Source organism: Chryseobacterium sp. CP-77, from assembly GCF_036362765.1.
Classification (GTDB): Bacteria; Bacteroidota; Bacteroidia; order Flavobacteriales; family Weeksellaceae; genus Chryseobacterium; species Chryseobacterium cupriresistens.
The window spans coordinates 3,239,446-3,261,191 of record NZ_CP143637.1 but is presented as its reverse complement, the minus strand read 5'-3'; the positions used below and the strand labels follow the sequence as shown (position 1 = coordinate 3,261,191).

The following is a 21,746-nucleotide window of genomic DNA, read 5'->3' as shown; positions in this document are numbered from 1 at the left end:
TAAATAATGAAAGTCAATTTAACACCTAAGCCGATCAATTTTAAACTCGGAGAATATATTAATAAAGGTTTCGAACTTTTAAAGAAAGATTTCGGAAATATTTTTGTAGCATTTTTAATGTGCTTTATCATGTCGATCATTCCGTTCTGCGGAATATTAGCGATGGGTAATTTATACAAATACCTTCAAAGGCTGAACAGAAACCAGCCGGCAAGTCCCGGAGATATCTTTGATTTTAAAGATTTTATGCCTTATTTTATGCTGCAGTTAATTGTTTTCGGAGGTGTTTTACTGCTTTACATTCCTTTATTTGCTGTGCTGGGTATATCAGGTGCATTATCTGAGGGTAATGAACCCAATCCAATGGTAGCATTTTTTGTGTTTCCCTATATGTTTTTATTGATTGGAGCGATATATTACTTTGTATTAAAGGGTTTTTATATCATACCATTAATCAGTCTTAAAGGCATCAGGGAAGTAAAAGAAGCCTGGGTTATTTCAAAAATAATGACCAAAGGAAATCTATTGTCAATCTTCCTTTTCTCAGTGGTAGTAAGTATTTTGGCTCAGATTGGGATTATTGCCTGCGGGATAGGAATTTTTCTTACCTTACCATTCTTATATACAGCAAATTATTTTGCTTATGAAGATGCTATTCAACAAATTGAGTATGATGAAATTACGGAAATCGGATTTAAAGATGGATTTTAAAATTAAAAATATAAGCCTGAAACAATCATTACTCACGGGAATGCTCTTTGCGTTGCTGGGAGTTTTAAATTCATGCTACAGCTTTACGGGATCGTCTCTTACAGATGAGAAAACAGTTCAGATCAATGAATTTCCCAATAATGCACCGCTGGTAAATCCTGCATTATCACAACAGTTTTCTACAGCAATACAAAACAGATTTCTTCAAAGAACAACTTTGAAGGGAACGAAAGAAAATCCGGATATCCTGATTGAAGGAGAAATTACAGACTATTCCATTACGCCTACCACCATCAGTTCCAATACCCAGACCAACCCTTCTGGTGGAGTGATTCAACAGGCACAGAATAAACTTACGATTACGGTAAAGGTACATTATGAAAATAAAATCCATCCGGATGCAAGTTTTGACAGAACGTATTCTGATGAAGCCGCTTTCAACAGTGATGTATCCTTAAGTCAGATCGAAGACCAGCAGGTAAAACTGGTAACAGATAGAATTATTAACAAGATATTTAACGACATTGTAGCGAACTGGTAAGATGAATCCGAGAGTTTTAGAATTAATAAAAAATCCGAAAAATATTCAGTCTGAAGACCTTGGTCTTTTGAAAGAAGAGATTCACACTTTTCCTTATATTCAGAATATCAGGGCCCTTCACCTGTATGGCGTGCATCTGTACGAAAAAGAAAACTATCAGAAAGAGCTTTCTACAACAGCTGCGTATACTACTGATAAGAAAATTCTGTATCAGTTGATTAACGGGAAGATCAAACAAGAGCCCAAACCGGAAATTGTTGAAGAGAAAAAACCTTCTGCAACAATCGAAAAGCCAGCTCAATTAGCTCCAAAGGCAAAATCTTTCCCTATTAAAAGAGAAGAGGATATTTCTTTGGAAAAACCATCAGAAGAAAAGGAAAATACTTGTGTATTACCAACCTCACAGGAAGCTAAGCCTATTTATGTAAAAGGTGAACGAAACAGAATTTTATTTGAAGGAGAAGAAAACTTCCTGGATGAAGTAAATTCTGAGACCATTGATATTGAATCTACCCTTGAATCAGGTACTCTGGTAACACAAAAGACAGATACTATAGTTGAAGAACCGGTTCAGGAGGAAGCAGCATCCATACAGACTCAGGGTGATGAAAATGGTGGAGAGAACTTTACACCGGAAACCATCATTAACGAAGAGCAGATTTCTTCAGAAAAAGAGGAAGAAAAGATCGGGGAAGAAGAGAATGTCAGCTTCCATGAAGTAGCCCCATTAGCACCGGAAGTACATATTGAAGAGGCTGTAGCAGAAGAACTTGTAAAAGCTGAATCAACAGCACATGAAACGGAAACTGTTTCTGAGGAAGAACCTGTTCAGCAAGAAGAAATACAGGTTGTAGCAGAAGAGAACGCCGGAGAAAACTTTACACCGGAAGCCATCATTGATGAAGATCAGATTTCTCTTGAAAAAGAAGAAAATGGTAATGAAAAGGCACCTTCAGCGGAATTGTCTGATGCGGAAGTAAGCTTCCATGGAACAGAATCTTTTATGCCGGAAGTTAAAATCCAGGCCAACAACGAGGAGATTTCTGAAACAGCTGAAGTATCTCAATCCAGTGTAAATAAGCATGAGGAGGAGATGAGACGCCTTATTGAGGAAGTTGAAAAGAAAATGAAGGAGGCTAAGCCTGTTGTTCAGGAAGAAAAAGCAGAGCCGGAAGCTTCTGAAGATCATGAGATTAGCTTCGCTGATACCCAAAGTTTCCATTTCTGGTCAACCAGTGAAGAAAAACCTGAAGAAATAAAAAAAGAGCCTGTAAAGGAAGAAATTGTTGAAAACCAACCGTCTGTAGTCGAGGCTATTACATCAGAAATTGCAGAAGAAGAAGAAGAAGAAGAAGAAGAAATACAGGAAATATCTGAAGTGCAGACTGCATGGAAGCCAATGAGTGTGGAATCTCATTTACCCGATTCATTGATCAGTAAAGCAGAAAAAGCATCAACCCCTGAACTTAAAACTCAGGAAACAGAAGCTGCAACTGTTGCAGAGCCGGAAGTGACTACCGGGGAGTCCAAATCAGGTGAGACAAATGAAATTATTGAAGAAACTGCTCAGGAAGAAGCTTTACCAATAGCAGAAAATTCTGAAGTTGAAAAAGATCATTCTGCTCCGGTTGAATCAGCTCAGGAAGAAAAAACGGAAACAGAAACAGTAAAAGAAGATGTTCCTGTAATGAATGTTTCTTTCTTTGGAACCGATATTTCTACCCTTAAGGTTGAAGAAAAGAAACAGGAACCTGTAGAAAAAGTACAGGAGGTTACTATGAAAAATACTACTCAATCATCAATAGACAGTAATGTTCCGGGTTTTATCAATACATGGCAGAGCTGGCTTAAGATTGACAGAACAGAAGAAATCGTAAAGGACAAAGCCGAAATCAAAGAAAAGGCTATAGAAACCTTTATCGAGAACAATCCCAGAATCAGTCAGCTAAAGGAAGAAAGTACCTATGTTGTAAAAGAAAAGAATGATGATATCTCGCATTTGATGACGGAGACATTAGCTAATCTTTATTTTGAACAGAAACTCTATACAAAGGCAATAAAGGCGTTTGAAATATTAATCAAAAAGAGTCCTGAGAAAAAAGAATATTTTGAATCCAAAATTCAGGATATCAAGGACTTCAGAAGTAAAAACTAAAAATAAAAAGGTGCTGATAAAAACAGTACCTTTTTTATTTTATAATTTCTGAGAACTACTTTTACTGCTTCTTATTTTTTTCCAGGCCTTTCGCCCAAATACGATAACAACAATTAATGTAATGATGGCAAATATTGCGGCGATAACCGGTGCTGCCATCGCAAGAACAGACATTATACCGGCACCTGCCGTCTCCGTTGTGCCTACCATGGAATTTCCCAAACCTCCGGTAGTAGCAGTGGAAGCAGCCCTTATTCCTGCAAATCCGGAACTGATCGTAGCAGCCGTACCTCCTCCGGCAATCAATGCCAGTGCCCATTGTGGAAAAGTACCAAGTTCAGCAAACTGACTGGCAAATAATATGGAGCCAGCAACAGTTGCCATAGGTATGGAAACAGTATCCAGTAAATGATCAACAAAAGGGATGTAGTAAGCGAGGATCTCAATAACAGTAGCTATTCCTGTTGTAATAAGCGTAGGGAGACCCGCAAGCCATTCAAAATGCTCATTCATCGGAATCCAGTTAAAATAAGAGGCAAGGCTTACAACAAACATAGGGAGAAATACCCGGAAGCCTGTAGCTGCCGCAAGTCCAATACCGATAAAAGCACTGATTATATAAGAAAAATAGGGAACATTGTCTAACATATTAATTTTCAGATTTATTGTTTTCCCTAAAAATACAAAAACTATATGATATTTGGAGCGTTGTTGATTTTAGAGTTCCAGATACGGGATGCGGGGAACGAGGTTTTGAGCTTTACTATTTGTGATTTGCCAGAAAGTAAAAAGAAGATTTTATCTGTGAAAATCTATGCGATCTGTGGGAAATAAAAAGAACTGTAAGAAAATGCCTCACAGTTCTATATTATTTCATGGGAATAGATGATTACTTTTTCTGAGCTTCACAAAGCTTGATAAACTGTGCCTCCACATCCTGGAATTTCGGTGGCATCTCAGAAGAAACCCAAAACAGCATTGCCATAGATTTTTCTCCAAAGGCCTGCCTGAAAAGATCTTTATTCAGGCGGTAACATTCTCTCAGCAGCCTCTTGATGCGATTCCTGTGCACAGCTCTTTTAAAGTATCTTTTTGAAACAGAAACTCCGAATCTTGCAGCTTCTACCGGAAGGTTAGGTTTATCTTTCAGAACAATGATCCTTAGATTTCCACTCGTTCTCCATTTGCCTTTCTCAAAAAGCAAACTGATTTCCGTGTTTTTTTTGAGCTTTTCCGCTCTTGGATATTTGAAGTTCTGCATTAATCTTTCATCTTTTTCACTAAATGATTAATCACTTCAGCGGCTGCATACAATCCGAAAATTGCAGGAATAAAGCTGATGGTGCCATAGAATGATTTTTTGAAATTGCTTCCGTCAGTCATTTTTAAGCTTTCCTCCTTTTGAATTTCATTGGAGAATACACATCTGATTCCTTTATTGATTTTTTCTTTCTTAAGCCTTTTTCTTACCTGCTTTGCAAGGAAACAGTTGTGGGTTTTACTGATATCCCTTACCATCACCATGCTTGGATCTATTTTTCCTCCGGCTCCCATAGAACTTACAATCTTGATCTTTCTTCTTCTGGCAGCTTTTATTAAACAGATTTTCGGCGTTACACTGTCAATACAGTCAAGTACATAATCAAACTTTCCGGAATCAAGGATTTCATCCATTCTCTCAGGATTCAGAAACTCATTGATCCTGATTAAATTAAGTTGTGGATTGATATCAAGGAGCCTTTCAGCTACAACCTCTACTTTATGTTTGCCAACAGTAGAATGTAAGGCAGGAAGCTGTCTGTTGATATTCGTAATATCTACGGTGTCTCCATCCACGATGGTCATATTTCCTACGCCGGCCCTGGCAAGAAATTCTGCGGCAAAAGAACCTACTCCTCCTAAGCCTACCACAAGCACATTGGCCTTGATGAGCTTATCCAATCCATCTTCCTTTATCAAAAGTTCAGTCCTTTCCAGCCAGTATTTATCCATTTTTTATTGTATGTAAATTTTCTAAAATTTGTTCATTAAGTTGCTCCAGAGACATTCCTTTTATTTCCGAAACTTTAAGGTACAATTCTCCGATGTTAAAGTCTTCATTGTCAGTTTCTAAAAAGATTTTGTTGAGTGGAGTGTTTTTCAAAATATCCTGCAAAGATAAATTATACAAAACAGCTTTTCCAAAACTCAGGTAAAAATTATTGGCAAGAAGATCTTCTGCAATTTGACGTTTTTTATTAAAACCATGAATGATCATGGGCTGTTCGGCCTTCTTCCCCAAAGAAATGACCTCATAAAATTTTCTGACACAATGAATGATCATAGGTTTTTTGACTTCATTGGCTATCTTTATCTGTCTTAAAAAAACTTCTTCCTGGATTTTCTGATCAATAGAAACCAAAGAATCCAAACCACACTCACCAATAGCAAAACAGTTTTGAAACATCGTGTTTTCCATCCATGAAAACTGTTGTTCGAGATGGGTAACATCAATATCCTGGGGATGAATTCCGATAGAATAAGGAGAATAAGGAGGAATTTGTTCTATGTTCAGATTGTAAATTCCGTTTCTGATATATTTCTTATGATGATGAAAATCAAAAAATTCCATATTCAAAAGTAAGCAATTTCAGATTTAATCTAAAATTATTAAACGATCGTTTATAAATGTGTTAAAAATTTCTTAACTTTACTCAAAGTACACTTCATGAAAAAAAAATTTACAGAAAAACAGATTCACATACTGGATATTGCAGAAGAGCTTATCGCGAAGAAAGGATATGAGGGAACTTCTGTAAGAGATATTTGTTCTAAAGCGAATATCAACGTCGCCATGATCTCTTATTACTTCGGTTCTAAAGAGAAAATGATGTCTTATCTCTATCAGTACAGAGTATTGAAAACAAGAGAGAATTTTTCAGAATTTGCGGATACAATCAAAGAAGGTAAACCTGAGATGCAGCTGCGGGAAATGATCAAGTACATTGTTTCTCAGCTTTTCAAGTATAATTATTTCCATGGTTTTGTAACCCAGGAGCTTCGTCATACGGAGAATCTTAAAGATGAACTGCTGGATTTCTATCAGCTATTCGTGAAAAAACTGGATGAAGTCATTAAGAAAGGTGTTGCATCAGGTGTTTTTACTTTTACACCCAAACCTGAAGATATTCTTACCATGATTATCGGATCCACTTTATTTGTCATCAGGAATAAAAATTTCTATGAGCTCTATGTTCCGAGCAAAAATGAGGAAACCTATGCCAAAGAAGCTGAGAAAAAGGTGAGAATGAATCTTTTATTAAGTGTTTTTGCAATTTTAGGATACGCTGCAGACTAAAATTACGTTAAATATTCATAAAAAAAAATCTATTGGCAAAAAAGTTATATTTTTGCAAATTAGTAAATCGGCTGTATAATCCGAAAACTGTTGAATTTTATATATGAAAAAATATATTTTAGGTCTTTTTGCTGTAGCGGTGATTACATCTTGTGTAAGTCAGCAGGAGAGAGCAATGAGAAGTGCTGATAAAGAATTTATCTTAAAGGCAGCTAATGAAAATTTTGCCAAGAAAAAATGGAAAAATGCATTGGCTCTTTACGACAGACTTGCCAATCTTGTGGCGGGAACAGATGATTTTCCTAACGTAGGTTTCAATACAGCTTATGCCAACTATTACGACAAAAGTTATAAGCTGGCAGGACACCAGTTTAAGAATTTTGCAGTAAGTTTTCCAAAAGACCCGAGAGCAGAAGAAGCAGCATATATGTCTGCTTTATGCTACTATGAAGGTTCTATGGACTATAACCTGGATCAGTCGAGTACAGAATTGGCTATTAATGAGCTTCAGGAATTCCTGAACAATTATCCCAACTCTGAAAGATCTAAGAATATCAGCCAGTTAATTGATGAATTGTCTTATAAGCTGGAATTTAAAGCTTATGAAAATGCAAGACAATACTACAAAATGGGTGAGTATAAAGCAGCAAACGTAGCATTTGATAATGTTCTGGAAGATTTTCCAAGTACAAAGCTTCGTTCAAAAATTTATGATTATATCATGAAAGCACGTTATGAACTGGCGATGAAGTCTGTTTATAACCTTAAAGATGAACGAATTGAAAGCGCGCTTACGTATACAAAACTTGTAGAGAAAGAGCTTCCAAATACAGAATATTCTAAAACGGCATCAGATCTCAGAGAAAAACTGGAAAAAGAAAAACAAAACTTCGCAGTTGTTAAAAAACAAACTGAAGCCAGAATGGCGGCTTTAACAGCAAGACAGAAAAAAGAAGCTGAAAAACTGGCTGATAAGGATAAAGCTGACCAGCAGATCAAAGATCAGATCAGTAATGAAAAGAAAGCAATGCAGTTACAGAGGGACAGTGCAGCACTTAAAACACCTCCGCCGGCAGCGACTTTCAAAATTCAAAGATAATTCGTAAATTTGCCATCTTAAAATAAAAATAATTTTCTCAAAATGAGTGTAAAAGATACAAAAGCAGAAGTAAATACAATTACTTACGATAAAGATAAGATTGAAGATAAAGTAGGTTCAATCTATGAAGCTATTGTTATCATGGGAAAGAGAGCAGAGCAGATTAATGCGGAGATCCGTACGGAACTTCACAACAAATTGGATGAATTTGCCGTTCACAATTCTACATTAGAAGAGGTTTTCGAAAACAGAGAACAAATTGAGATCTCTAAACATTACGAAAAGCTTCCAAAGCCAACTTCAATTGCTATTGAAGAATGGTTAAACGGAGATGTTTATTTCAGAAAAACAGAAGAAAGAAAGTAATCTTCTGTATTTTAATAAATCAAGGTCATAAAGGAATTCACTTCTTTTATGACCTTTGTTGTTTTAAAACCTCATTGTGTGGGAAAAAATAAGTACTTTAGTGTTTCAAAAAATTAGAACTTAATGAGTGTTTCCGGTAAAAAAATACTTATCGCTGTCTCCGGAGGAATTGCGGCATATAAAATCCATTTTCTGATCAGGGATTTTGTGAAAAAAGGTGCCGAAGTACAGGTTATTATGACTCCTGATGCAGAAAACTTTGTGACGAAACTAAGTCTGTCTACATTATCCAAAAAACCGGTGTATTCGGATTTTTACAGTGATAACGGAACATGGAACAGCCATGTGGAAATGGCTCTTTGGGCAGATGTTATGATTGTTGCCCCATGTACGGCCAATACATTGTCTAAAATGGTTCACGGGATGTGTGATAATCTCGTTATTGCAACCTATATGTCTGCAAAATGTCCGGTATTCATTGCTCCTGCGATGGACCTTGATATGTATGCACACCCTTCTACCCAAAAAAATCTGGAGCAGGCGGAAAGCTTCGGACATATTATTATTCCTGCGGAAAACGGAGAGCTTGCCAGTGGACTGATCGGGCAGGGGAGAATGGCAGAGCCGGCAACAATTTTTAATGCTGTTGAGCATTATTTTAATTCGGATATCCAATCCCGAAGCCTTGAAGGAAAAACAGTTTTAATCACTGCAGGACCTACCTATGAAGCAATAGATCCTGTAAGATTCATCGGAAACCATTCATCCGGTAAAATGGGATTTTCTCTGGCTGAAGAAGCTTCAAAAAGAGGAGCAAAAGTAATCCTGATTTCAGGGCCAAGCGTGCAAACCCTCAACGATCCTCATGTTGAACTTCATAAGGTGACTTCAGCAAAAGAAATGCTGGCCAAAGTATTTGAATTTTACGACACAATAGACATCGGAATTGCTAGTGCGGCAGTAGCGGATTATGCTCCCAAAGAAGTGGCTAAGGAGAAAATCAAGAAAAACGATGAAAACCTGACGATAGAGCTGGTTAAGAATCCCGATATTCTTAAAACAATGGGTGAAAAGAAAACCCATCAGTTTTTGGTAGGATTTGCGCTGGAAACTCAAAATGAAGAAGAAAATGCCAAAGGAAAACTTGAAAAGAAAAACCTGGATATGATTGTTCTGAACTCTCTGCGTGATGAAGGAGCCGGTTTTAAAAATGATACCAATAAAATCAAAATATTTACCAGAACAGAGAAGAAGGAATACAATCTGAAATCCAAGGATGATGTAGCGAAAGATATTCTCAATTTTGTTGAGACTCAACTTTTAAAATAATTTTAATAAATTTCCGTTCTCAATTTTTAATAGACAATGAAAAAAATTATAAGTTTATTTTTTCTGTTATTTCTATACACCCAAAGTTTTTCTCAGGAGCTTCTGGCGACGGTGCAGGTAAACGCCAATCAGCTGGGAGGAAGTAACCAGCAGGCCTATAAAGCGTTGGAGAAAAGTCTCAGGGATTTTATCAATAACACCAGCTGGACCGGTAAAAGACTTCAGAATTTTGAAAAAATAAAATGTGCTTTTTCTATTGTTATTACGGAAAGAGATGTGAATAAATTCAAAGGAACGATTGTGATTCAGGCAGTAAGACCTGTGTACAATACAACCTACGAATCTCCTTTAATTAATCTTCAGGATCAGAGATTTGGTTTTGAATATATTGAGAATGAGAGTCTTATTTTTAATGAAAGACAGTTCTCCGGTAAGAATCTTACGGATGTGATCAGTTTCTATATTTATGTTGTTTTGGGTCTGGATGCAGATAGCTTCCAGTCTATGGGAGGATCACAATGGTATGCGAAAGCGCAGCAGATTGCCCAGAATTCCCAAAACAGGAACTATGAAGGCTGGAATACTATCAACGAGCCGAGAAGCCGTTCTATTTTAATCAACGAAATTATGAACCCTAACTGGAATCAGTTACGTTCCACTATTTATACCTATCACAGAGCAGGATTGGATAATCTTTTCAACCAGGATCAGACTGCCGGGAAAAAAGTCATTTTCGATGCACTGATGCAATTAAAAATGTATGAGAATAACTTCCAGCAGGCTTTCTTCTTTAATCTTTTCATGGACACCAAAAGCGATGAAATTTTCAATATTTTCAATTCAGGAAATAATGGAGGGCTGATTCTTAATGATCTTAAGCAAACAATGATCATCCTCTCACCGAAGAATATAGATAATAAGTGGAATAAATGGAAGGTCTAAAAAGTGGTGGATACATTGAGGATGGGCGGTTGATTATTCAAGAGTCAACAAAAAAACATTTTGTTCCTTCACTAACAACCATTACTGCCTGTTAATTATGCTTTAATTTAATCGGAGAAGAATGGAAAAAAAACTTATTTTTACAGTTCAAACTCAAATTGGATTATAACCCGGATTATCAATGCTTTCGAGAATTTACATTAAAAACTTTGCCCTGATTGATACCCTTGAAGTATCATTGAAGAATGGTTTACAGGTCATTACCGGAGAAACGGGGGCGGGTAAATCGATCATCTTAGGTGCTCTCAGGCTTATTTTAGGTGAAAGAGCAGATGTAAAATCGATCGCCAAAGCTGAAGAAAAAAGTGTGGTGGAAACCGAGTTTTCCCTCAATAACCAGTTTAAAAAATTCTTTATTGAGAACGACCTGGACTACGAACTTCAGACTATTATCCGGAGAGAAATACTTCCTTCGGGGAAATCGCGGGCATTTATCAACGATGTGCCGGTAACGCTGGATATTCTTAGAGAGCTTTCCTCACAACTGATCGATATCCATTCCCAATTCGAAACATCCAATCTTTTTACTTCAGAATATCAGTTTAAAATTATAGACGGACTTTCTGAAAATAAAAAAATCATTGAAGAGTATCAACAGGAATTTTCTGAGTTTCAAACGCTGAAATTGTTGTTGAAAAAATTAAAGACCCAACTTTCAGAATCTAATAAAGAAAGTGATTATAAAGAATTTTTACTGAACGAACTTGAAGAGCTGAAGCTTGATGATGTTGATTTTGAAGATGTTCAGAACCAGCTTTCCATTCAGGAAAATGCGGGAATGATCTCCGAGAATGTAGGGCAGATTCTATCCAGATTTCATCAGGAGGAAATAGGAATTCTGTCATTCTTTAACGAAGCGACCAACAAACTGTCAAAAATTTCCGAAGTTTCTACGAGTTTCGCAGAGCTGGATGAAAGGCTGGAAACCACTTTTGTAGAGCTTAAAGACATCATTTCCGAACTGGAACATGAAGCGGAAAGAGTGGAAATTAATCCTGAAAACCTGGTCTACCTTACCGATCTTAATAATAAAATCAACGCCTTATTCCTTAAACATAATGTTTCAGATCTTAATGAACTGATTGAGATCAGAAATCAGCTGGCTGGAGATCAGAAAGGAGCTTCAGATCTGGAATTACAGATTGAAGAAACAGAAGAAAATATCTCTCAAAAAGAAAAAACACTTCAGAGCCTTGCTGCAAAACTTTCAAAGAACAGACATAAGAATGTTCCTGTTTTTATTAAAAAAGCAGAAGGACTTCTTAAAAAGCTAGGTCTCGAAAAGGCAAAAGTGGATATAGAATTACACGATGCAGATGAATTCAACCCGTTTGGAAAAGAAAATATCCAGCTGTTGTTTCAGGCCAATTCAGGTTTCCCTTTAAAGCCGATCCAAACGGCCATTTCCGGAGGAGAAAGATCAAGAGTAATGCTTGCCGTAAAGAAGATTATTGCAGAAAGCGATGAACTTCCAACCTTGATTCTTGACGAAATAGACACCGGGGTTTCAGGAAAAGTAGCTGAAGAGATCGGAAATCTGATGCGCGAAATGTCCGAAGACATGCAATTGATTGTTATTTCCCACCTTGCACAGGTCGCAGCTAAAGGAAATGATAATTACAAAGTTGTAAAACAGGATATTTCCGGCAGAACACAATCTACTATTATTCCTTTGAGCAGTGAAGAAAAACTGAACGAGATTGCCCAGCTTCTTTCCGGAAGTAAAATTACGGAAGCTGCGCTGGCACAGGCTAAAGAATTAATAGGCTAATTCAGCTAATTATAAACCCGATTTCTCACCTCTGTAAACCGTTAGTATTATCGATGTCATCCTGAGCCTGTCGAAGGATTTACTATTTCCCTAACTCTTCAATTCTTTTTTCAGAGCTTCTATTGCTGCATCTTTTTGCCGGATTTCCTTTTTCAGCATTTCAATGTAACGCATAATTGGCAGGTCGCTACTTCGGAACTATAATTTTAAAACAGATAAGTCCTGTAGACCGTTAGCTTCCATCGGGATCTGCTGTTAATAGAAAAAATGAAGCCCTGTAACCCATAAAGTTCCGGAGGAGCGACCTGTTAATTCATACCGAAAATATTAAAATTTTCAATGTATTGATACTTTTTATCACACACAGTCATGTTTCAATACTATATTTTTTTGCGGTGGTGAAAATGTATTTGTAATACGACATGTTCTGTCGCTTTGAGAGAATATTTTTGTATTAAGTTAAAGCAATATTCACATAATAATGTTAAAAAATGTTAAATTTGCTAGGTTTTTATAAACAGGTCCATTATAGCTAAAAAACAATAACTATGAAATTTTTATTCGATTATATCCATTCGGTGTATATTCTTCAATTATTTCTAAATATTTAAAAATCAATTTCGTATGTACAAATTCAGATGAATTTTTATGCATATGAAATACACTATTTTTTGCATCAAAGAATATTATATTTGAAATATTCTTTATCCTATAAAGGGAGCTGATTCTCAGAAACGGATAAGGATTAAAAAGAACAGGATCTAACCATGATCTATCATAATAACAATGTCAACTTAAATAAACACAGGAATGAAAAAAATCTCTCTCAGTGCATTCATTCTATGCACAGCATTGGGCGCATCTGCGCAGGAAGTGGTATGGCAGAAAGACATCCAATCCTCTACTCAGGATTTTCTAAGTCAGGTTACCACAACCATTGATCAGCAGTATTTGATCACAGGAAGTTCTATTCAAAGCAATAAGCAACAGGCTTCAGGCAGTAAGCAAAACAACGGTTACGATTTTCATTTGGTAAAACTAAACCAGCAGGGGCAGGAAGTTTGGGAAAAATATTTCTCAGGGCAAAACCACGATTATCTGTCAGCCACTGTTACCACTCAGGATGGCGGATTTCTTTTGACAGGAACTTCTTATTCAGGAAAAGGACTGGATAAAAAAGAAGATTCCAAAGGAGGCTCAGATATCTGGCTGATCAGAATCAATGAATTTGGGGATGAATTATGGCAGAAGACCTTGGGAAGTTCTTATGATGAAGAAGCAAGAGCTGTTATCCAAACTACTGATTTAGGATTCTTTGTGGCCGGTAATGTTCAAAACTCATCCAAAGGCTATGGTTCCAAAGATGTTTTAATCACAAAACTGGATAAAGACGGAAAAGAACTCTCCCAATTAATTTTAGGAGGAAAAGGGTTAGACGAAGTAGAGAAGATGATTCCAACGAGAGACGGTGGAGCATTACTGGGAATCTATTCCAGAAGTTCCGAGGTCCGTGTTTCGGGATCTGACAAAGGTTCCGGGGTGCAAGATGCGGGTTCTGTATCAGAAGTTCAAAGCCCGAACCCCGTATCCCGTACCTCGAAACAAACTGAAAATTTCGGTGAAGGCGATTACTGGATTGTTAAGCTGGACAAAAACGGAAAAATAGAATGGGAAAAGAACTTTGGAGGTAAAGGAGATGATCATATCAGAACGCTGGCCTTAACTTCCAATGGATTTATAGTTGGTGGGGAATCCAGATCGGAAAGATCAGGAAACAAAACCGTCGGATTAGAGGAAGGAACAGACCTTTGGCTGATTGCTTTAAACGAAAGAGGCGATGAACAGTGGCAGAAATCTTACAATTTCAAAAACAGAGACATTTTAATGGGAATGAGTGTTCTCCACTCTGCAGATGACAAATCATCCAAAGGAATTTTATTGGGTGGCTATACGCAGGCAGAAGGAAGAATAGAAACTGATGATGAAACCTTCTGGATGCTCTATCTTGATCCAAATGGAAACGAGCAGTGGGGAAAACATGTCAAAGGTGAATCCAGAAAGAAGGAAGAAAGACTTTCCGATTTAAAACTGAACAGAGACGGATCAATTATTCTGGCTGGAACCAGCGCTGAAGAACTGGGTAAAGAAAACTGGAAGATTGTAAAACTGGGAGACAAGCAGATTGATCAGCTGATTGAAAAATACGATATCAAGATCTATCCGAATCCTGTGTCAGATTATGCTTATGTGGAAATAGGTTTTGATCCTTCGACAGGCTCAGGACAGGGTTTCAAAGAAGCAGATATTCGTTTGTATGATATGAGCGGAAGACAGCTTCAGAGTATTAAAACTAAGAACAAAGTGACAAAGATTAATACCCAGGCATTGGTTCAGGGAGCTTATCTGGTGACTGTAAAAACGGATAACAATAAAACGGCGAATGCTAAGTTAATTAAGAAATAAAAACCATGTTTAAGAAAATTATTTTAATTTTTATTTTCCTGATTTTTAATTTGGGAAAATCTCAGATAGAAAGGAACTACGGGGATACCGCCCAACCTGTGCCTTCAGCTTCATCCTTCTCATCGTATGTAAATACCCCTGTCTCTTTGTCTACTGGAGTTCCCAGCATTGGAATCCCTTTATTGTCATTGCCAACAGGAAATAAGGACTTTGAAATTACTACCTCACTAAGTTATCATCCTTACAATACAGGGCAAGATAAACCAGCCAGTGAAGTGGGTCTTGGCTGGTCTTTGTTTAAAGGTGGTGCAGTTATTTCAAGAATAATTAATGGTTCAATAGATGAGTTTAATTATGACGCTTCAAAATCAAGTTATAAAAAGAATTTATTTGATGATATTTATTACTATGATTTACCTGGTAATTCAGGAAAGTTCAAATTTGTCAGAGATACCATTAACAATACTTTTACCTTAAGCAATATATCAGGAACAAATGTTAAAATAGAATATACAAGAGATTCCAATACAGCAACGCTTATTCTAAACTCTTTTAAAATAACTGACAGCAAAGGATTTAAATATGTATTTGAGGATTACAGTATAGCAAGGTATGATACAAGCTCTAAGGGCTTTAATTATAAATCTGCATTCTACTTAACAAAGATTATTGATGAAAATAATATTACAATAGCCACTTTCAGCTATCAGAAAAACAGCAAAAATGTAAGCGATACCAGCAATATACTTCTGTATCAGAACTGTAAAATGGAAAGTATTACTACATCTTATGGAAAAATCGCCTTTGAAAATATATATAAAGGAATTACTGATGACGATCCTTACGTTATCAGAAGTCTTAGTCTATGGGATATATCCTCTCATCTTATTACGAAATATATATTAGATTATGAGAGTTTTTCCAGTTCTGCTTATCCAACCAATGTCAATCAGGGAAAAAGAACTCTGCAATCAGTTTTAAAACTAGACAGAAATGAAGCCCCAATTGAAAGGAGACAATTCACATATGATGACGTGGGCTCAGAAACGAACTATGGGGCATCTCCAAACCCTAATGAATATGGAAACTTTCTGTGTCCTGACAATTCAAAAACTAATCCCAAAACCTACACATTAGGATTACTCAAGAAAATGACTTTACCAGAAGGCGGATATGTCGTTTATAACTTTGAAGCCAGTGAAGTGTATGAGAATAAAAGTAATCTCCAACTTAATACAAACCAGATTTCCGATCCGGCTTTACAGTATTTAAGTATTGCCAATACAGTCAGTTATAATACAAATAACAGCAGAAGCTACACATTCCAGGTTTCAGCAACAAAAAGATTTTTTGTAAAGCTTTTGATTGATGAGGTTTACGAAATCATCAATATCCATGGCAATATCATTATTCCGCCAACCTATAAATTATTAAGATCATCAGGAAGCGAGGTTGTAGGAGTTACCAATGGCTGTTCAGAAAATGTGAAATATTTTGATTTGATTCCGGGAACCTATACCTTCCAGATCAGTGGAAACGGTAATGGAAGTATTCAGAATTATATAATCACAAACTTATCTGCTCCATACAAGAATACTGCTCAGTCAAAAACAGGAGCCCGCATTGCCAAAATAAAATATTATGATGCAGATAATACGGTTAAAAAAGCGATGTCTTATCAATATGATTTATTTGATAACAGCGGGTCGGGTGGTAATTTGTTTTTCGGTGAAGTATGCAATGAAGAAGCAGGAAATCTCAATGAAACAATATTATATAGAAATGTTAGAGAAATATATGAGGGAACCTCGGGGAATCTGGGCTACAGCCGGTATTATTTTAAGACTCCGGATGACTATACAAGTACTGTCAACTTCTATAAACCCTACTATAATATTACTTCCACAGGCCTTTTGACGAAAAAAGAGATGTATAATCAGCAGAATCAGATGCTTTTCAGTGAAAGTACAGACTACGTGATTGATGAAATTAATGGGGTACAGGAATATATGATCTGTGGGGTTTACAAATCTAAAAGTGCATGGCTAAAATCAACTACAACAACATCTAAAACATTTTATGCCAACGGAAGCAGTTTGGAAGATCATTCTGAAACAGTTTTTAACGCTTCCAATTTTCAACCGGCTTATACAAAGAATATTTCTCCCGAAGGAAAAATTACTGAAAAAAGTATAAAATACCCTTCTGATCTATCAAATACCCGTTTGATCAATGCCAATATGCTTTCTGTTCCCCTTCTCTTAGAAACCAAAATAAACGGAAGCATCACCAGCAAAGGAGAAACGAAATATGATTCTGCTGATCACCTCAATCCTTCCTCTGTGGTTACCTATGACTTGAAAAACCTGGCTCCTGTTACGATAATGACATTTAATAAATATGACAATAAAGGCAATCTGGTGGAAATAACAGGAAAAAATGGTATTCCTACCACTACAATCTGGGGATATTACCAGACCCAGCCTATTGCACAAATTACAGGAGTTACTTACAATCAAATATCTGCTCTGCCATCAGTACTTACTGCTATAACAGCCTCTAATAACGATGCCGATAATCCGGCAAATGAAGCCTCACTGTTGCAGGCATTGGAGAATCTACGCAAAGATCCGGCATTACAGTCTAAACCAATTTCCGTTTATACTTATGATCCTTTAATTGGAATCACACAGTCAATTTCTGGCAATGGAGCAAAAATCACATATGTATATGATACTGTCAACAGATTAATAAAAACAATGGATCCTGAAGGGAAAACGCTTCAGGAATACCAGTATAACTACAAACACTAATACCAATGAAAAGAATTTTAAACATATTCAGCCTTCTATGGATAACGGGGTACTCTTATGCACAGACCCTGAATGCTACGACAGCTGAAAACTATGTATATACCAAAACCTGTCTGGACGCTGACTGTATAAAAAAATCTGAAGCCATACAATATTTTGACGGATTGGGAAGAACAAAACAAACCATAGCTATTAAAGCTACCCCATCCGGAAAAGATATCGTTAATTATATAGAATATGATGAATTTGGAAGGCTCGCAAAAGAATATCTTCCGATTCCGCAAAACAGCACACAGAATGGGGCTTTTTATTCAAATCCGCTGGCCAATGCCCCTGCTGTATTCGGGCAGGAGAAAATCTATTCCGAAAAAAAGTTTGAAAATTCTCCCTTAAGCAGGGTTGACAAGATTACTCCTTTAGGAAATGACTGGGCACAGCATCCTGTACAGATAGCGTATAGTGCAAATAGTGCCGGTGAGGTGAAAAAATATATGGCTACTAATGCCTGGAGTAATGAAGCTACTTATTCGGAACTGGTTGAAAGTGGAACCTACGGAGCTAATCAACTGATGAAAACCACATCGGTAGATAATGATAATAATACGACCATTGAATTTAAGAACACAGCCGGGCAAACTGTTCTTTTACGAAAAAACGATGGTACACAGAATGTTGATACTTACTATGTTTACAATGATTTGGGGATGCAGGTTTTTGTCATTACGCCATTGGCCGCAAAAACCACAGTAGATCAGAGTGCATTGGATAACCTTTGCTACCAGTATCGTTATGACAGTTTGGGTAGACTCGTAGAAAAGAAACTTCCCGGCAAAGATTGGGAATACATGGTGTATGATAAAGCCGACAGGCTTATTCTTTCCCGTGATACCAAGATGGAGCAAAACAATCAATGGCTAATGACCAAGTATGATGAGCTTGGAAGACCAATTTACACCGGGTTTTTAACCGGAGGAGACAGGGCTGCAAGACAAAATAATCTGAAAAACCTGATAATCACAGAACAAAGGAATACAACGGGTTTTTCCAGAAGTGGCACTACAGTTTATTATACGGAAAACTATTTCAATGGTGAAACACCGGTAATTCTCAGCGTCAATTACTATGATACTTACCCTCCGGGCAGTCCTGCAAAACCCACTGCTATTTTCGAACAGGATGTCATTGGGGATAATATGAGCGCTTCCCAAAATACCAAAAATCTTCCTACGGCATCTTATGTGAAGAATATTGATGATGATAACTGGACCTATAACTGGACCTGGTATGATGCTAAATCAAGAATTATAGGAAGCCATACGATCAATCATTTGGGAGGATATACGAAAACAGAAACAAAATTGGATTTTGCAGGCATTAGAATTCAGAGTAAAGTCTATCACAAAAGATTAGCAACTGATGCAGAAAGAGTTATCAATCAATCATATGAGTACGACAATCAAAACAGGCTGCTGGTACACAGGCATCAGGTTGATAATAATCCAATTGAAATTCTGTCCCAGAATGAATACAATGAATTATCTCAGCTGAAGAGAAAAAAGGTAGGCGGAACAGAGTTAGCCAACTCTCTACAAAGTATAGATTATGCTTATAACATCAGAGGTTCCCTTATTAAGATTAATGACCCTGTTAATCTGAATGGAAAATTATTCGGATACGGAATTAAATATAACAATCCGGAATATAGCAATGTCGGTTCAGGAAAATACAACGGTAGTATTGCCGAAATAGACTGGCAGAATGCTTCGGAAAACGTTCAGAAAAGATATACCTATACCTATGACGGGCTGAACAGACTGAAAGATGCGGTGTATTCTGAACCTGCTTCCACCACCCCGTTTAACAATTATTATAACGAGTACCTGACCTATGACCTGAACGGAAATATTAAAACCTTAAAAAGAAATGCTTTTCCTGTATCCGGAACAACGGCTACGCAGGTAGATGATCTGGTATACGACTATACCGGAAACCGTTTGACCAAAGTAACAGAGAATGCACTGAATGACACCGGCTATGAAGGAGGAAATAACACTATTACTTATGACCTGAACGGGAACATGGTAGATATGCCGGACAAAGGAATACAGTCTATCACTTATAATTTCCTGAACCTTTCCAACGGGTACAGCATGCAGCAGACCAACGGATTTGAGCAGCTGCTGAACAGTACGATAAGCTATCTTTACCGTGCAGACGGAACCAAGCTGCGTAAAACCTATTCCAGCGCACCGCCAAGAGGATCAGTCACCACCCGTATCACAGACTATCTGGACGGCTTCCAGTACAGCTACACCGAAGGAGGCGGAATCTGCCTTGAGTGCAGAACAGAAAGTGCCTATGAACAACAGGCTTATAAAGGTATCTTCAATCCCGGAATTACTCCGGAGTGGAAGCTTGATTTTGCAGCGACTGCGGAAGGTTATTACAGTTTCACGGAAAACCGCTATATTTACCAGTATAAGGACCATCTTGGAAATACCAGGGTAAGTTTTGCCAAAAGCAGCACAGGCGTTCCTGAAATTATCGATACCAACAATTATTACCCTTTTGGACTGAACCATATCTCGGGCTCGTTCAGTACCTCAGGTTTCGGAAGTTTCTACAGCTATAAATATAATGGCAAAGAACTTCAGGAAAACGGAATGTATGATTATGGTGCCAGGATGTATATGCCGGATTTGGGAAGATGGGGAACCACAGATCCATTAGCTGAAGCATTCAGAAAATTTAGCCCATATCATTATGGAGCTGATAATCCTGTTATGTTTGTTGATCCTGATGGGATGAGAAGTGTTCCTTATGACGGAGGAATTATCAGTAATGTTCCTGAGGGTTCCTTTTGGTTTGCCGGGATGAATGGAAGTTTTATTTCTACTCCTGAATTTAAACAAGGAAGTCGTACCGGTGGAGGAAATAACAAAGGAACTGTACAAGGACCTAAGCCTGGTTTTTGGAAAAGTATAGGTAATTTCTTTAGAGGATTATTTGGCAGGAATAAAGGTAGTTTAGTAGTAGGTGTACCAGAAAGGATACCAGAAGATTATAGTGCCAGCGGGAGCCGGTTATTTGGTCTAATACAAGGAGCCAATTACAATCATATGGCTGAATACCGCGCACGACGTGATAACCCTTTTTATAATGAAGGAGAATCAAGTCTGGATAGATCTTTTAGATTAATGAATAGTTCCCACATAGAAATAATGCAGGACTTCGGAGGCGGTGGTTATAATATGTTTGGAGGATATGGAAGATTAGCGAGAGCAGCCGGTGTTGCAAATATAACGGAGGAAGTTTCATTAGCTGCTGAAATATCTGCTGAAGCAGAAGCAAACGGTATTAAAAGTGCTCAAAAAGGTATTAATCAAGATATTGTTGCTAAATATTTTGAACAAATGTCAAATGGAACTTATGAGCCTACCGGTGGTGCAGGTTACAAATATGAAGGAATGCATATAATAGTAGACGGAAATCATAGAATGAATGCAGCAATTAAATATGGAATTAAGACAGGAAATTTTGAATATGTAGAACAACTTATAAACAAAGGTAATTTTCCACGCCTAAACCCAAGTGACTACGGAATAAAAATCTATAAACTACCAACAAAATAATGGAAAATAAAATATCAATAATAGGATCAGAAGAATTAAAAGATTTAATTGATACAAAAGAATATATCTATATTAATTTCAGTGATGAATATTCTATTAAAATCAATCCTTTTTTTGAAAGCATTGATAATAGCGAAAAGAAAACATTAATTCAACTTTTTTTTCAACTAACAAGTATAAATATAAGAATTGATGATCTTTTAGGTAAATTACATATAATTGTGTTAAAAATTTTATTAGACGGCAAAAAAGACAAGATTATAATTAATAGTTTAGGTCTTTCTAATGATTCAATAATATTTTTAAAATCCAATTTTGAGAAAATATTACAAAATTTTAAGAATAAAAACTTGACTATATATAAGTTTGAAGTTAAAGAGCCTTCAAATTTTGTTTATAAAAAAAGATAAAGACAATGCTACTAAACTTCCTTTGGGTGATATTTATCGATTCAATTCAGTAAATTATCCTGTATTCTGACAAGTTCCAAACATATTGATCCATAGATTTTTAAATAATATGAATAA

Annotated in this window: 17 protein-coding genes; 13 read left to right on the top strand and 4 right to left on the bottom strand. The window is 36.8% G+C overall.

Annotation, left to right across the window (positions count from 1 at the left end; all coding sequences use genetic code 11):
• Window positions 1-6 precede the first annotated feature (6 nt).
• From V0410_RS14460 to V0410_RS14450, 3 genes are read left to right on the top strand one after another with little or no spacing between them, the layout of a single operon-like run.
• Entirely contained in the window at window positions 7-711 is a 705-nt protein-coding gene (locus V0410_RS14460; protein WP_202840097.1) for a hypothetical protein, read from the top strand.
• Complete coding sequence (locus V0410_RS14455; RefSeq protein ID WP_227944009.1) at window positions 701-1,252, top strand: LptE family protein; 552 nt, start codon at window positions 701-703, stop codon at window positions 1,250-1,252. Before V0410_RS14460 ends, V0410_RS14455 begins: the two co-directional genes overlap by 11 nt.
• Before the next feature lies 1 nt (window position 1,253).
• Window positions 1,254-3,407: a hypothetical protein gene (locus V0410_RS14450; RefSeq protein WP_330744448.1), complete on the top strand. Its 2,154-nt coding sequence runs from the start codon at window positions 1,254-1,256 to the stop codon at window positions 3,405-3,407.
• Between the two features lie 39 nt (window positions 3,408-3,446).
• Here the strand turns inward: V0410_RS14450 and V0410_RS14445 are convergent, their stop codons facing one another.
• The 4 genes from V0410_RS14445 to V0410_RS14430 form a co-directional block, all read right to left on the bottom strand.
• The gene (locus V0410_RS14445; RefSeq protein ID WP_330744446.1) at window positions 3,447-4,055 is read right to left on the bottom strand and encodes a DUF4126 domain-containing protein; all 609 of its coding nucleotides are present in this window, start codon (window positions 4,053-4,055) and stop codon (window positions 3,447-3,449) included.
• 241 nt (window positions 4,056-4,296) lie between these two features.
• Window positions 4,297-4,668 (bottom strand): ribonuclease P protein component, encoded by a 372-nt coding sequence (gene rnpA / locus V0410_RS14440; protein WP_202840091.1) that lies wholly within the window; start codon window positions 4,666-4,668, stop codon window positions 4,297-4,299.
• Window positions 4,668-5,399 (bottom strand): tRNA threonylcarbamoyladenosine dehydratase, encoded by a 732-nt coding sequence (locus tag V0410_RS14435; RefSeq protein ID WP_330744442.1) that lies wholly within the window; start codon window positions 5,397-5,399, stop codon window positions 4,668-4,670. The genes rnpA and V0410_RS14435 overlap by 1 nt, the downstream gene beginning before the upstream one ends.
• The gene (locus tag V0410_RS14430) at window positions 5,392-6,018 is read right to left on the bottom strand and encodes a TatD family hydrolase (RefSeq protein WP_330744440.1); all 627 of its coding nucleotides are present in this window, start codon (window positions 6,016-6,018) and stop codon (window positions 5,392-5,394) included. Before V0410_RS14430 ends, V0410_RS14435 begins: the two co-directional genes overlap by 8 nt.
• A 96-nt stretch (window positions 6,019-6,114) precedes the next feature.
• On the opposite strand from V0410_RS14430, the gene V0410_RS14425 reads away from it, so the two are divergent.
• The 10 genes from V0410_RS14425 (at window position 6,115) to V0410_RS14380 (ending at window position 21,629) form a co-directional block, all read left to right on the top strand.
• Window positions 6,115-6,744, top strand: a complete 630-nt coding sequence (locus V0410_RS14425) for a TetR/AcrR family transcriptional regulator (protein ID WP_034692722.1) — start codon at window positions 6,115-6,117, stop codon at window positions 6,742-6,744.
• Between the two features lie 103 nt (window positions 6,745-6,847).
• Window positions 6,848-7,843, top strand: coding sequence for an outer membrane protein assembly factor BamD (locus tag V0410_RS14420; RefSeq protein ID WP_330744437.1), 996 nt, complete (start codon window positions 6,848-6,850; stop codon window positions 7,841-7,843).
• 42 nt (window positions 7,844-7,885) lie between these two features.
• Window positions 7,886-8,209, top strand: coding sequence for a DNA-directed RNA polymerase subunit omega (locus V0410_RS14415; RefSeq protein ID WP_029298198.1), 324 nt, complete (start codon window positions 7,886-7,888; stop codon window positions 8,207-8,209).
• A 123-nt stretch (window positions 8,210-8,332) separates the two neighbouring features.
• Window positions 8,333-9,538, top strand: coding sequence for a bifunctional phosphopantothenoylcysteine decarboxylase/phosphopantothenate--cysteine ligase CoaBC (gene coaBC, locus V0410_RS14410; protein WP_330744427.1), 1,206 nt, complete (start codon window positions 8,333-8,335; stop codon window positions 9,536-9,538).
• Between the two features lie 36 nt (window positions 9,539-9,574).
• The gene (gene porD, locus V0410_RS14405) at window positions 9,575-10,480 is read left to right on the top strand and encodes a type IX secretion system protein PorD (protein ID WP_330744425.1); all 906 of its coding nucleotides are present in this window, start codon (window positions 9,575-9,577) and stop codon (window positions 10,478-10,480) included.
• Between the two features lie 181 nt (window positions 10,481-10,661).
• Entirely contained in the window at window positions 10,662-12,311 is a 1,650-nt protein-coding gene (locus tag V0410_RS14400) for a DNA repair protein RecN (RefSeq protein ID WP_330744423.1), read from the top strand.
• Between the two features lie 810 nt (window positions 12,312-13,121).
• The gene (locus V0410_RS14395; RefSeq protein ID WP_330744421.1) at window positions 13,122-14,774 is read left to right on the top strand and encodes a T9SS type A sorting domain-containing protein; all 1,653 of its coding nucleotides are present in this window, start codon (window positions 13,122-13,124) and stop codon (window positions 14,772-14,774) included.
• Window positions 14,775-14,779: 5 nt separating this feature from the next.
• On the top strand, window positions 14,780-17,587 hold the full coding sequence (locus V0410_RS14390; protein ID WP_330744419.1) for a hypothetical protein: 2,808 nt from the start codon (window positions 14,780-14,782) through the stop codon (window positions 17,585-17,587).
• 5 nt (window positions 17,588-17,592) lie between these two features.
• Window positions 17,593-21,219, top strand: a complete 3,627-nt coding sequence (locus tag V0410_RS14385; protein ID WP_330744417.1) for a DUF6443 domain-containing protein — start codon at window positions 17,593-17,595, stop codon at window positions 21,217-21,219.
• On the top strand, window positions 21,219-21,629 hold the full coding sequence (locus tag V0410_RS14380) for a hypothetical protein (RefSeq protein WP_330744415.1): 411 nt from the start codon (window positions 21,219-21,221) through the stop codon (window positions 21,627-21,629). The genes V0410_RS14385 and V0410_RS14380 overlap by 1 nt, the downstream gene beginning before the upstream one ends.
• Window positions 21,630-21,746: the final 117 nt, after the last annotated feature.